Here is a 13,033-nt window from a genome sequence, read left to right as displayed (position 1 = left end):
TCTATTCATTATTTTATTATAGACAAAACTTCTTTAAATGTTGTCGTTGCTGAATTTTTTACCCATTGAAAAATAACAGTTTCAGCACACGAAATTATAGCACCCGCTTGTTGTAATTGATCAATAGCAATTTGCTTATGCTTTTCATTTCTAGAACCAACGGCATCTGCAATCACAATTACGTCAAAACCGCTTTGTAAAAGATCTAAACATGTTTGCAATACACAAACATGTGCTTCAGTACCAACAACAATTATCTGAGGCCGAGCAAACTGCTTCATACTCGCCAGAAAATCAGGTTCGGCACAGGCACTAAAATGTGTTTTATCGAAATACGTTGCTTTTGGCAAAAGCGCTTTTATTTCATCTTGTGTGCCACCTAAGCCTTTTTTATACTGCTCTGTAATTAAAACGGGTATACCATATATAAGGCTCGTTTGAGCCAGCTGTAAAGTACAGCTCAAGATTGTAGGAAAACACTCTATCGCAGGTGCCAACTTGCTTTGCAAATCAATCACTAAAAGCACACTTTGTGAAGCATCAATATTAAATACCCTACTCATATTTACCTCATGGGTTTATAACACCAGTATTTAAAAGTTAACTTAATTCAATCACCAAAAAATGTTTGACTCATGTATCTTTCATACGAGTCAAAATTTAAATTTATGCTATATTACAATACTATCCTACTTATTATGGGGCGAGTTTATAAGTGTATTGGAGTAAGTTTTTTTTCCTCACCATCGCTGTTTGTTTTCTTGGCATAGGAAGTGTATCAGCTTCGCAAAATTATGCTCAACAGCTACAACGCATCTCAACTGATGAAGGCTTATCACAAAGTTATGCACTGCAATCGATTCAAGATGATATTGGTTACATCTGGATTGCCACGGCACAAGGGCTAAACAGATATGATGGTTATCAAATAAAAACCTTTGATGGGGGTTTCGACCTAGATCAAGACTACATTAATAAACTGTTTAAAACCCAAGACGGTCAAATAATTGTTTCTACCGATGTATCTGGCGCATACATGATTAACCCGCTGACCCTAAAAACAGAAAAAATTTATTCGGGTCAACTAGATAAAAAACAAACAGATTTCTCTCCTATATCTAGTATCACACAATTAGAAAATACATTTTATTTTGCGATAAACGAAAAAATATTTAGCTTTAATAATGATCAAAAAAAATTAGACTTAAAAATTGCTCTAAAAAATAAAAATTATTACATCAGAGCTCTCAAAATTTACGACAATACACTCTATATAGGTACAGATAATGGACTTTTTACGTATAATTTAAAAACACAAAGTCTGGCGCCGCTGACAATTCACCAACCTAAAAAAACAACAGTCGACAACAATGACATCAAGTTTTTAACAATTGATGATGACTTAGGGCTGTTAATTGGCACTGTGGAAGGAATGTATCGCATTGCATTTAACACCACTAAACAGATTGATCCTACCCAGATTACCACTCTTATTGCTGATTATAATATTTGGGATTATGCGAACACTGTATATGGTGAGTTTATTGCAACTGAAAGTGGTTTGTTTCAATATCATAGAGACACAACCCAATTAGAATTCATTTTAAGCTTTGATAAAAGCAAATTTAACATCACCGAAAATACAATAAACAATTTAATGCTTGATAGATCAGGTGTACTTTGGCTCGCGTCTCGAACACAAGGCGTACTTACATGGGCAACTCAGACTCGTAGATTTAAGCAGATTACCTTACCTAAAAACAATACCATAAATAAAATTTATCAAGATAAAAATCACATTCTTTGGTTAGGCACCAACGATGGTCTAACTCGCTACAACTTAACAACAAAAGACAGTAAAACATATTTGCAATCAACTGACTCTAAAGCGGTTTATGGTGAATATTCCGTATACGACATTTTTCCTTCTCAGCTTGATGATAAGTACCTCTGGTTAGTGCGGTTTAATGGACTGGATCTATTTGACAAAAGCACCGGCAAAATTATCGGAAAAAGAAACCAGAAAAAAAGTGGCGTGAATGGTGAGAATTTATATGGGTTTTCCCCTTTCAGCTCCGATGTTTTTACCTATATGTCTAGTGAAAACTTTTATATCTATAGTGGAAAAACAGGAGAAAGCAGAGTAATCAATGGATTGAAAGACAAAGTCAACCCTCTAAAGGCTTATACATTTCACCAACCATTGAAATCGCATCCTAAAGAGCTGCTATTGAGCACTGCAAAAAGACTATATCGCTATAATGAGAAAACGCAAAAGCTCACCACTATTTTTCAATCGAACAGCACTAAAGATAATGTTTTTCATACAGTAGAAAATATTTACCTTGATGAAGCTCGTGATACTTTGTGGCTAGCTACCACTCAGGAAGGGCTAATTGGTGTAAACCCAAGTACGTATCAAAGAAAACATTATATAGGCTTAAAAAACACACTGAGAACTGATTCTATCTATTCGTTGCTTGCAGATGATCACAACGGATTTTTATGGGTTAGTAGTAATAATGGTTTATATCAACTCAATTTAGATACGCTTAATACTAATACTTACACAATAGAAGATGGTTTAAGTACAAATGAATTTGAGCCAATTTCAGCCGTTAGACTGCAAGATAATCAGCTCGCATTTGGCAGTAACTCTGGACTACAGGTATTTGATCCATCTGATTTTATCACTACCAGTTCAAAGAGTAGCCTTGAAATTACTGATATAGACCTATTTTCAAAAAGCCTAAGTTATTATCCAAATGAATACACTAACAAGCCATTAATGCTTAGCCATAAAGATATGGGCCTGATGATTAGCTTTTCTATCTTTGATTATCAAAACAAAGACAAAGTACGTTATAAAGTCACTTTATCAGGACCAACCTTGCTTACCTATGATGATTTAAAAGTAAATAAAGTCTTTTTTACTAAATTACAACCCGGCGATTACTCTCTCACTGTATCGGCATACACCAGAGATGGAGTTAATATAAGCATACCAAAAACATTCAACTTTAATGTAGCGTATGCCCCTTGGCAATCACCTATTGCCTATACTGCCTACTTATTCGGTATTATCATCATTTTGTCTTTACTTTTTTGGCAGTATCGCAGTCGCCAAATTGTGATTGGAAAAGCTCACAGAGCGACGATCGATTCGCAAAAGCAAACTGAGCTTGCGCTTAAAAATAATAAAAGCGGTGTATGGAACTATTACTTTAAGGATAACTCTGTAAACACACAACGCGGAAAAGAGCTAGGTTATTTAGACTTACCTAAACGTATTCAACTAGATGATTTTTTAGCCTTGATACATCCAGATGATCGCCGACAAATTGAGGGGCAATTACTTTCATATGCTCAGCAAAACGATACGGTAAGCTTGCAAAATAATTGGCAAGCTACATATAGATTACGCCATAAAACAGGTCATTGGTTATGGTATCAAGACCTTGGCCAAATTGTGTATAAACCACAATCCTCTGAGCCTTTGTATATTTCAGGTATTTATACAAACATTACAGAGCAGCGAGCCAATGAACAACAAGCGGCTATTCTTGGTCAGGTTTTTAGTCAAATAACCGATTGGCTATTGATCCTTGATGATCAACTTATGCCTTTTTCAGCCAATAATAGCTTTATTAATACATTTTCAAACAAAAAATCTATTGCCGAATTAAACCCTAAACTTTTCATTAAAGCGATAGGTAAAGCCAAGTGTAAAGAATATTCAGCAATATTAAAGGCGTTAAAGCCAACACAAAATTGGCGTACAGATGCCTATATCAACACAGCAATAAACAATGAACATCCTATACATATAAGCGTTACAGCAGTAGCAAAAGACACCAATGACGTAAGCTACTACGTTGTCGTTATTTCTGATTTAACCGAACAGAAAAACGCAGAAAACGAGCTTCGCTATCTAGCAAACTTTGATCCCCTAACACGCTTACCAAACCGTAGTTTAATGCATCAAAAAATAGAAAAAGCGATTAATCATGCAGACAAAAGTAATAAGCAATGTGCACTACTATTTATCGACCTTGATAAATTTAAACCCGTTAATGACTCATTTGGGCATGCCGTAGGCGATAAGCTACTTTGTAATATTACACAACGCGTAACAAATATACTGAGTAACAAAGCAACACTTGGCCGCCAAAGTGGTGATGAATTTTTAGTACTGATAAAGCATGTAGATTCACTAAAGTCGCTTACTGAGACAGTAAAAAAAATTAGCCGCGAATTGGCAAGCAAAGTCATTATTGAGGATTTCTCTATCAATATATCTGCCAGTATTGGTGTTGCCCTTTATCCATTCGATGCTATAAATGCAGATCTACTGATCCGAAATGCTGATGTTGCAATGATGCATGCAAAGCAAGCTGGCAGAAATGGATTTAAATTTTTTAGTGAAGAAATGAATGAAGAAATAAAACAAAAGCTTATTCTTGAAAATGATTTAAAAGATGCCGTAAAAGACAATCGGTTTTTTAATCATTACCAACCTATAGTTAATATAAAAACAAAAACTATTAATGGCGTAGAGCTACTGATGCGCTGGGATAATAAAGGTCAATTAGTGTCACCTGCTTTATTTATCCCTATCGCAGAAGAAACAGGATTAATAGAAAAACTTACAGAGCAAGCAATGAAACGAGCACTTATTGAGCTTGCTCCAATTCTGAGCAATAACCCATTGTTTTATATTTCTTTGAATTTATCACCTAAACATATTTTAAAAGCGAATATAACTGAGCGGCTACTCTATATATTAGAAAAATCACAAATATCACCAAGGCAGATCAGACTTGAAATTACAGAAAGTATTTTACTTGAAGACAAATTTAAAGCAGCTAAACAATTACAAAACTTAAAAGCAGCTGGTTTTAAATTACTGCTAGATGACTTCGGCACGGGTTACTCGTCATTAACGTACTTAAGTCAGTTCCCTATAGATGTAATTAAGATTGATCAAAGTTTTGTTAATAGTATTGGTATTGATAAAGACGATGAATCTATTATTAAAACCATATATTCGTTAGCTGAAAACTTAGAGCTTTATTGCATTGCTGAAGGTGTTGAAACACAAGAGCAAATGATATTTTTAGCAAATATAGGTTGCCATGTACTACAAGGGTATTACTTTGCAAAGCCAATGAGCGCCAAAGAGTTACGCAAAAATAGTTGTTTTGAAGAAATTTTGGGGTTAATTTAATTTTACTAATTCGCATGCGAATAAAATCACGCCCAGCATGTTCATAAATTAATGAACATGCGTATGCTCAGCATGGCTCTCTATTTGCAACACACTACTTTTAACATTGAATTTGTCTGATAGCACTTGCTCTACTTTTAAGCGACACGCTTCGTCGTGTTTTTCAATAGTGCAGTGCTGTTTAAGTACAACATGGGCACCAACTACGATCCCTCTGTACTTACGAGTAACAGTGACATTATGCACATCATGCACGTGCTCCATATGCGTAATTTCGTTTTCAATATCAATTGCTTTTGGTAACTGCGCTTTATTTAAACGTAAACCTTTAATACAACTAATAATTACTTTAATACCAGTAAATAAAACAAACGACGCAATCAACATGCTCGATAGAATGTCAATTACATCCCAGCCAGTAAAATAAATAAGCACACCAGCAACAAAAGTCGATACAGTAGAAATTAAATCAAAAAATGAGTGTAAGAATACGGCATAGATATTAATACTTGCTTTGCGTCCTTTGTATAAAACCCAAGCAGCTGCGCCATGAAACAAAAACCCGATCCCCGCAATTACCGACATTAAATAACTATTAATAGCAAGCTCATGCCCCTCACTGTGATGCATGAACCGTTCACCGCCTTCATACAAAATAATTAAGCTAATAGCTAAATACAAAACACCATTTACAAGTCCACCTAATAACTCAGCCCGTTGATGTCCATCATTATAGGTTTTAGCAAAATGAATCGCTAAGCTAGACGCAATTAAAGCAATAAAAAGTGAGCTATTATGGACAAATAAATGACCCGCATCAGCAAGTACCGCAAGTGAATTTGAATAATAAGCCCCGATGACTTGAATAACCATAAATGAGCAAGTGATAGCCAGGGCAATCAGTAGCCTACGGCGTGAAGCTTGGTGTGTAGTGATCTCTGTCATGAAGTGCTTGAATTACCTATACTTAAAATGCAAGTAAGCCATTAAAAGGCTCAACTGGAAGGAGTAATGATATACAGTATCAATTGTAATACTTTACGCACTTAAACGCACTAAAAAGTTAAGTAAATAGATATAATAATTTTGTCTCGTTATGGGGTGGTTTTCTCATTGTTAAATAGCCCTATATTTAAGTAAATTAATATACACTTATTGAGTTACATCCAATATAAAACTGAGAATAGAATATTTTTGTGGAAGTAAACTTTTCGGTTCGTGCAGTAAAAATTGATAAAATTAAAATGCCAGCACTTTCAAAAAATGCTATATCACCCCACTTCTCTAGTGCCTATTTTTGTGGTTAAAACGCCTTAGTAGTGATAATCTACACACGCTGAAATTATAAACAATACAACTGCTCAGCGTTTAATTATTATAAGGAATGTTTAAATGGATCCAGTCACACAAATTCTCGATATGGTTTTTACTGTTGAGGCTTTTTTACTTGTTTTTGTTATCGTGCTTTTAAAAAGTAGCGTTAAATTTGTACCACAAAATCGCGCTTGGTTAATCGAACGTTTTGGTAAGTACCAATCAACTAAAGAAGCTGGCCTTAACTTTATTATTCCATTTATTGATAGAATATCGGCTGATCGTAGCTTAAAAGAACAAGCTCAAGATGTACCATCGCAGTCAGCTATCACTAAAGATAACATCTCACTTATAGTTGATGGCGTACTGTACTTTAGAGTACTAGACCCGTACAAAGCAACGTATGGCGTTGACGACTATACGTTTGCGGTTGTACAACTTTCGCAAACAACCATGCGTTCAGAATTAGGTAAAATGGAGCTTGATAAAACATTTGAAGAGCGTGATTTACTTAATACAAACATTGTTGCAGCTATAAATCAGGCATCTGAGCCTTGGGGTATTCAAGTACTTCGCTACGAAATTAAAGATATTGTGCCGCCTAACTCTATTATGGAAGCGATGGAAGCACAAATGAAAGCTGAGCGTGTTAAACGAGCTCAAATTTTAGAGTCAGAAGGTGATCGCCAAGCAAATATCAACGTTGCTGAAGGTAAAAAACAAGCACAAGTACTTGCTGCTGAAGCCGACAAAGCCGAGCAAATTTTACGCGCTGAAGGTGAAGCAACAGCTATTACTACGGTTGCAGAAGCACAAGCAAATGCACTTATTAAAATAGGTGAAGCCGCAGATACAGAGCAAGGCCAAAAAGCAATTCAGTTAGACTTAGCAACTAAAGCAATCGCTGCTAAAGAAGCCATTGCTCGTGAGTCATCAATTGTATTACTGCCAGACAACGCGACAGATGCAAGTTCAATGGTTGCCCAAGGTATGGCAATCATTAATAGCTTAAATAAAAAGCATCAGGGTTAATAACTAAATAAAGAGGTTTGTATGGATTTTATTACGCAAAATTTACCGCAAACACTTATGGTACTTGGTATTGTTGCTTTAATAATAGAAGTAGCAGTACTTGGCCTTTCTACATTTATTTTATTGTTTTTTGGATTATCGTTATTCCTTACCGGATTATTAATGAGTTTTGGTATTTTACCTGACTCATTAACCATAGCCCTTTGGAGTAACGCAGTTGTAACCGCAGGCTTGGCGGTTGTACTTTGGAAACCATTAAAACAAATGCAAAATCGCGTAGATAAAAAACAGGTAAATAGTGATTTTGCTGAACTTACTTTTGTACTTGCTAGCGATGTAACAGAACAAGGTTTAACTACACATCAATACTCAGGTATTAGCTGGAAACTCAAAAGTGAGCAACCAATTAGCGCCGGTACTGAGGTCTTAGTAACCAAAAAAGAAGTGGGTGTTATGTGGGTTAAGCCTAAAAGCTAATCATCACTTTAAAACAAGCACTGTGTATAATAAATTACAGTAAAACGGGCGGCTCAAACTGCCCGTTTTTTATGCCTGAGATTTGAAATACAGCGCCTTGTTCACTAACAGTATTATTAATCGCCTCATCAAACGCCGATGTCACAAGTAACAACTCAGCATTTTTACCACCGAATGCAGCGCATGTCGGTTTTAATGCACAAAGCTTTATCGTTTTAATTAACGCACCGTCTGGGGATAAACAAATAACACATCCCATTCCCCAAACAGCTAGCCACAAATTACCTAATTTATCGGTTACGCAGCCATCGGGGTCAACATCAGTATTATTAAATTGATAAAAAACACGTGGCTCAGCGCAAGGTTCGCCAGTTTGCTCATCCAAATCTAATACATAAATACAGCTCGTTAAAGAGTCGCAATAATAACCGCGTAAACGTGGCTTATCAAAACACAATCCATTTGGGATACTCAAACCACTTACAACGGCTTTAAGCTGGCGTTTATAATAACGGTATATTTTACCATCCCCTTTTTTAGCATTTACATCCATTGTACTTAACCAAAAGCCACCCCATGGATCAGCACGGCCGTCGTTTGAACGCCTATTTAGCTGTGTATTTTCAATATTAAGAATAAGATGGCGAGTAGTTGAATTAATATGATATTTATATAAGCCAGTACTTGTACAGAGCAGCAAGTGCTGCTCATCAATCCAAGCGATTGCACTGAGCGTATCGGGCATATTAACTGTTTTTAGTTGGCTTTCACTGTGTATGTTTTTGCTTAAAAGTAATTTTTTATTTATGTCGACCCAAAAAAAAGTATTCAGCACAGGATGCCAAAGTGGACTTTCTGCAAGCTGATACTGTGTGCTTTCAAAAATGGTTACGCTAGGATCAAACATAAGTAATTATTCTTTATTATTAACAAAGCCTTGTAATATTAAACCTTACCAGAAAACAGTGAATTTCGCGATGTGTACTCAGCTTTAATTTATCAACACCATTAGTAATTTTTAGACTGAGTTGATAACATAAAATTTCATAAAAGGATTGACCATGAACAACAATAATAAAAATACACTCGTCGTTGAAGGCGGTGCAATGCGCGGTATATTTGCCGCAGGTGTACTTGATGAGTTTTTAAAACAACAATACCAACCGTTTGAACGCTATTTTGGTGTATCAGCTGGCGCAACGAATATAGCCGCATTTTTATGTAAGCAACCAATGCGAAATTATAAAGTGATTACCGACTACTCGTGCCGACCTGAATTTATCAATTTAGCGCGTTTTATTAAAGGTGGTCATTTATTTGATTTAGACTGGCTCTGGCAAGAAACAATTCGCGAAATACGCCTTCATACAGAGGTATTCGAACAAACTCCACACGAGTTTTATATTGTATCTACGGCAATCGAATCAGGCAAAGCACACTATTTAAAAGCCACCAGCGCCGAAATGGTGCATCAATTAAAAGCATCATGCGCTATACCCATTGCATATCGTGACTACCCTATTATTAATGACATAGCGATGACCGATGGAGGTGTTGCTGATTCAATTCCGGTTATAAAAGCTTACGAAATGGGTGCACACGAAATCACCGTTATTTTGTCTCAATGTTTGGGCTATCGTAAAAAACCAAGTAAGGCACCTTGGCTTACTAAAAAAATGTATAAAAACTATCCAGCATTAATTCAAACGACCTTAAACAGGGCTAATTTTTATAATAAGTCTATCGATTTTATTATGAATCCACCTAATGACTGCAAAATCAATATCATTGCACCACCGGCTAATTTTAAAGTTGGGCGTACCACTAAAAAGTTTGAAATACTTAATAGTGGTTACAACATGGGAATTGATGCTGCTAAGGCCTTTTTAGCTAAATAACTGCATTTTTTAACCTAATAATTGCGGTGCTTTACCCGCAATAACTGCAGTTAGTAAACCAGCTAACATAGCTCCCACAACGGTGCATATTGCACCGCCTAAAATACCGTAAATACTCATAAAACATATCAGCGCTAAACCAAATAACAGTGTACTTAAAAATGTTTTAGTCACTATTGTTAGTGTATTTTTTCGTATGTTGAGCATCATTAGTAGCAAACTCACCATTGCAATTGTAATTAGTAGCTCGTTCATGCGGGTTGTACCTCTGCTTGTAATTTTTGTGTGTTTTTTATTTTTAAGGCACCAAAAATACACGCGATACCCACCACCATAAAGCTTATATCTACTACCGCAACAAACGTACTATTAAGGTTAATAACATTGCTCACGCCAAATATAATATTGAGCGGCAGCACGAACGCAAGCGAAGCGCCGCATAGCAAAAGAGTCAGCTTAAAATAGTTTTTATAACCTACAGGCAATACACTTAAGAGTAACCATGCCAACCACGTATAAAAAAACACGGGTCCAAAAAAGCTATTTTGCGCCACACCAATAACGGTATAATTAAGTACAACTTGTAAAGGAAATAACACAAAGCTTGCTAATACCAAACCTCCACAACTGCCAATAATAAAACGATTCCATCGTGCATATGCCTGCATACTCAGCGACGGGCTACTGCCACGTGTACGCTTTGCCAGCCACATCATCATCCCTGAAATAGGTAAAAGCGCGGTACTTAAGCCAAGCAATACCCAAAGTAATTTTACAAACACCCCTGCAAAGTTCCCAAAGTGCAGCGGAAACATCAACTCAATTACTTGTATTGATACACCCGAAATATCACCAAAACTACTCATCGACTGCACAAACTCACCATTGCCTTGATAATGCAGTAACTGAGAAGCAACAGCCTCGCCACCTAACAAACGCAAATACACCTGCGCATTCGCATCGTTATGCGCCATTATTGTGACATCCCTAATTACTGCTTCAGGGTAACGGCTATGGGCATTCTCTAAAATAGTGTCTATTTTTGTAGGTTGCTTAATGTGGCTAACTACCGGCTCAGGAATGGCGGTAAACGTTTCTATTAACTTATCTTGATCGCCACCAAAGCTCACAAACGCAGCTGCTGGTAGTAAAATAATGGTCGCGAGCCCTAAAAATGATCCTGTAAAGCCAATCACAATATTAAATACGCTGCCCCAAATACCTATAACTTTGTGAGCATCACTGACTGCAATATCTAACCCTTTATTTCGTCTAAACGTAAAAAGCTCTTTTATCAATTTACGATGAATAAACAAGCCTGTAACCGCACTTACTAAAAGCGTTAGGCCTAAAAACCCAGTGAGTATTAACCCAATTGGTCGCCCTAAATGCAAGTCTGCATGAAACTCGCCTATATAAGTTGGCGCATCCGTTTTTTTATTAGCGTAAAATTCTTTACTAGGCCCATAGTAAGTATTTTCCAGCGCCAATGTATTGGGATGAAATTGAAATACTCTGGCCACCTCTTGGTCGTAATTTTCATCACCATGGTGAGATTCAAATACCAACGTTAATAAATGAAAGTTATGCCCACTTGGCAAAAACACATGAATGTTTTCGCCAAATTCACTAGGTACTTGTTTATGGTATTTATTTACTAGTCGATTAATTTGCGCGCTGGCAACGTGTTGGCTAGATTGTAGCTCTGGATTTGCCCATATTTTTAACTCAGGTCGCGACAGCACTGCTAATGCCCCACTAAATGCAACAATAAATAGCAGTACCGCAGTAATAATTCCTACCCAGCTATGTAATAAAAATAGCTTTTTTAAAGTGATCGACTTCATCCCTGCCCCTGCGTTAACGCCCAAAAACTCAATAAACCATGTGATACACACAGTACAATCATCACAACAAAAGGTTGCCATACCTTTTGCGCCAAATACGCATAAATAAACAACGCAGTCCAAATAACAGGAAAAAGTAAAATAGGCAGTAATATTTGTTCATTCATTTGAAACGGTAAGTAGGTTGTCATACCCGGAATTATTATTACCGCAGTAATTAGTGCTAATACACACGCAATTAAGTGTCTTCGCCGTGTGGCTGTAAACGTTTTTTTATTATCCATTCTTCGCTCATTAAATTTGCCTAAACATATACAAAACCGCACATGCAAATAATAACAATTGCCATTATATTGTGCATTTATTACTTAATGCAATTTATTAAACAAATTAAGCCGCTTTTATACTAAAAACACGGTTGGTTTTTCTTATTAGCTTTTATGCTATGCAGTGCAATTTAGGTACGCAGTAATGCCCCTTTTCAGTGAAGCCGAGTTTGATTTTTTCGTTTTCTCTTGGCTTACCTGTATTAGCTACTCCCTCAGGCTACGAGTTGCTTAAACATTAGATGGCGTAACAGCCCTTTTAAAGCCTTTTATAGTCACTTATTTTTCTATTAAACTATTCATACGGTTTCTAGAAAATTTCACTTTTGTTAGTTTTGGTCTTTACCGAATCGTATTTGGTGGTATTTTATTAACTAACCTGAATTCTGGTTAAGAGATTTAAAAACACTATAAATAATAACGATATTTAAGTCTGTTTCTCTCTAGCTAGAAATTTTTGGTGAAAACAAGGCGAATTTACGCGTCAATAGCTGGTCTATTGCAAGGAAATTCAACGCAATTAGCGCTAAAAACAGCTGCTTGAGATAGATTTATTATCCAGAACTCAGGTTAGCTATAACCTACACATAAGAGAACATTATGAGCGAAAAAATAAACGAAGAAGCACTCCACGCACTTAAAATAGCCTTTACTTACATGCCTAAAGCGATTGAAGTGACAAAGTATGAATATGGCGAGCGCTACCAAAGTGTGCTTGATCACATTGAAGCTGTACGCGAAACATTGCTTATTAACGATGTTGATCCTGAAGAAGTAGGCGGCGATATCAACCCTGAGTACACACCCAATTCAACTTATTAATATAATGATTTGATAATTAAAAGATTTATAAATAATCTTTTGTGCTCAAATTCAGTAAAAAATATTGAACAAGTACTACAAATAAAAGCT

Annotated in this window: 11 protein-coding genes; 5 read left to right on the top strand and 6 right to left on the bottom strand. The window is 36.2% G+C overall.

The window, feature by feature from the left end; all coding sequences use genetic code 11:
• Positions 1–8: 8 nt before the first annotated feature.
• Positions 9–563: an isochorismatase family protein gene (locus AOR04_RS19855; protein ID WP_096794440.1), complete on the bottom strand. Its 555-nt coding sequence runs from the start codon at positions 561–563 to the stop codon at positions 9–11.
• Between the two features lie 152 nt (positions 564–715).
• On the opposite strand from AOR04_RS19855, the gene AOR04_RS19850 reads away from it, so the two are divergent.
• Positions 716–5,227 (top strand): EAL domain-containing protein, encoded by a 4,512-nt coding sequence (locus tag AOR04_RS19850; protein ID WP_096794439.1) that lies wholly within the window; start codon positions 716–718, stop codon positions 5,225–5,227.
• Between the two features lie 48 nt (positions 5,228–5,275).
• On the opposite strand, the gene AOR04_RS19845 is transcribed toward AOR04_RS19850, so the two are convergent.
• Positions 5,276–6,172 (bottom strand): cation diffusion facilitator family transporter, encoded by an 897-nt coding sequence (locus AOR04_RS19845; RefSeq protein WP_096794438.1) that lies wholly within the window; start codon positions 6,170–6,172, stop codon positions 5,276–5,278.
• 447 nt (positions 6,173–6,619) lie between these two features.
• Here AOR04_RS19845 and AOR04_RS19840 point away from each other — a divergent pair, with 447 nt between their 5' ends.
• The gene (locus tag AOR04_RS19840) at positions 6,620–7,573 is read left to right on the top strand and encodes a slipin family protein (protein ID WP_007375614.1); all 954 of its coding nucleotides are present in this window, start codon (positions 6,620–6,622) and stop codon (positions 7,571–7,573) included.
• 21 nt (positions 7,574–7,594) lie between these two features.
• A complete protein-coding gene (locus tag AOR04_RS19835; RefSeq protein WP_008134418.1) occupies positions 7,595–8,050 on the top strand; it encodes an NfeD family protein in 456 nt (151 codons plus the stop codon).
• Positions 8,051–8,084: 34 nt separating this feature from the next.
• On the opposite strand, the gene AOR04_RS19830 is transcribed toward AOR04_RS19835, so the two are convergent.
• On the bottom strand, positions 8,085–8,957 hold the full coding sequence (locus tag AOR04_RS19830) for an SMP-30/gluconolactonase/LRE family protein (protein WP_096794437.1): 873 nt from the start codon (positions 8,955–8,957) through the stop codon (positions 8,085–8,087).
• Between the two features lie 154 nt (positions 8,958–9,111).
• Here AOR04_RS19830 and AOR04_RS19825 point away from each other — a divergent pair, with 154 nt between their 5' ends.
• Positions 9,112–9,948: a patatin-like phospholipase family protein gene (locus AOR04_RS19825; RefSeq protein ID WP_096794436.1), complete on the top strand. Its 837-nt coding sequence runs from the start codon at positions 9,112–9,114 to the stop codon at positions 9,946–9,948.
• A 9-nt stretch (positions 9,949–9,957) separates the two neighbouring features.
• On the opposite strand, the gene AOR04_RS19820 is transcribed toward AOR04_RS19825, so the two are convergent.
• Genes AOR04_RS19820 through AOR04_RS19810 form a run of 3 tightly spaced genes read right to left on the bottom strand, consistent with a single transcriptional unit; the run spans position 9,958 to position 12,079 of the window.
• The gene (locus AOR04_RS19820) at positions 9,958–10,203 is read right to left on the bottom strand and encodes a hypothetical protein (RefSeq protein WP_008134420.1); all 246 of its coding nucleotides are present in this window, start codon (positions 10,201–10,203) and stop codon (positions 9,958–9,960) included.
• Positions 10,200–11,795 carry a PepSY-associated TM helix domain-containing protein gene (locus tag AOR04_RS19815; RefSeq protein ID WP_198403031.1) on the bottom strand — a complete coding sequence of 532 codons (1,596 nt, stop codon included), beginning with the start codon at positions 11,793–11,795 and terminating at the stop codon, positions 10,200–10,202. Before AOR04_RS19815 ends, AOR04_RS19820 begins: the two co-directional genes overlap by 4 nt.
• Positions 11,792–12,079 (bottom strand): hypothetical protein, encoded by a 288-nt coding sequence (locus tag AOR04_RS19810; RefSeq protein ID WP_007375620.1) that lies wholly within the window; start codon positions 12,077–12,079, stop codon positions 11,792–11,794. Before AOR04_RS19810 ends, AOR04_RS19815 begins: the two co-directional genes overlap by 4 nt.
• Positions 12,080–12,721: 642 nt before the next feature.
• On the opposite strand from AOR04_RS19810, the gene AOR04_RS19800 reads away from it, so the two are divergent.
• Positions 12,722–12,943 carry a hypothetical protein gene (locus tag AOR04_RS19800; protein WP_007375621.1) on the top strand — a complete coding sequence of 74 codons (222 nt, stop codon included), beginning with the start codon at positions 12,722–12,724 and terminating at the stop codon, positions 12,941–12,943.
• The last annotated feature ends 90 nt before the right edge of the window (positions 12,944–13,033 follow it).

Source organism: Pseudoalteromonas sp. 1_2015MBL_MicDiv, assembly GCF_002407505.1.
GTDB classification, from domain to species: Bacteria; Pseudomonadota; Gammaproteobacteria; order Enterobacterales; family Alteromonadaceae; genus Pseudoalteromonas; species Pseudoalteromonas fuliginea.
This window is presented reverse-complemented; position numbering and strand designations above follow the sequence as displayed.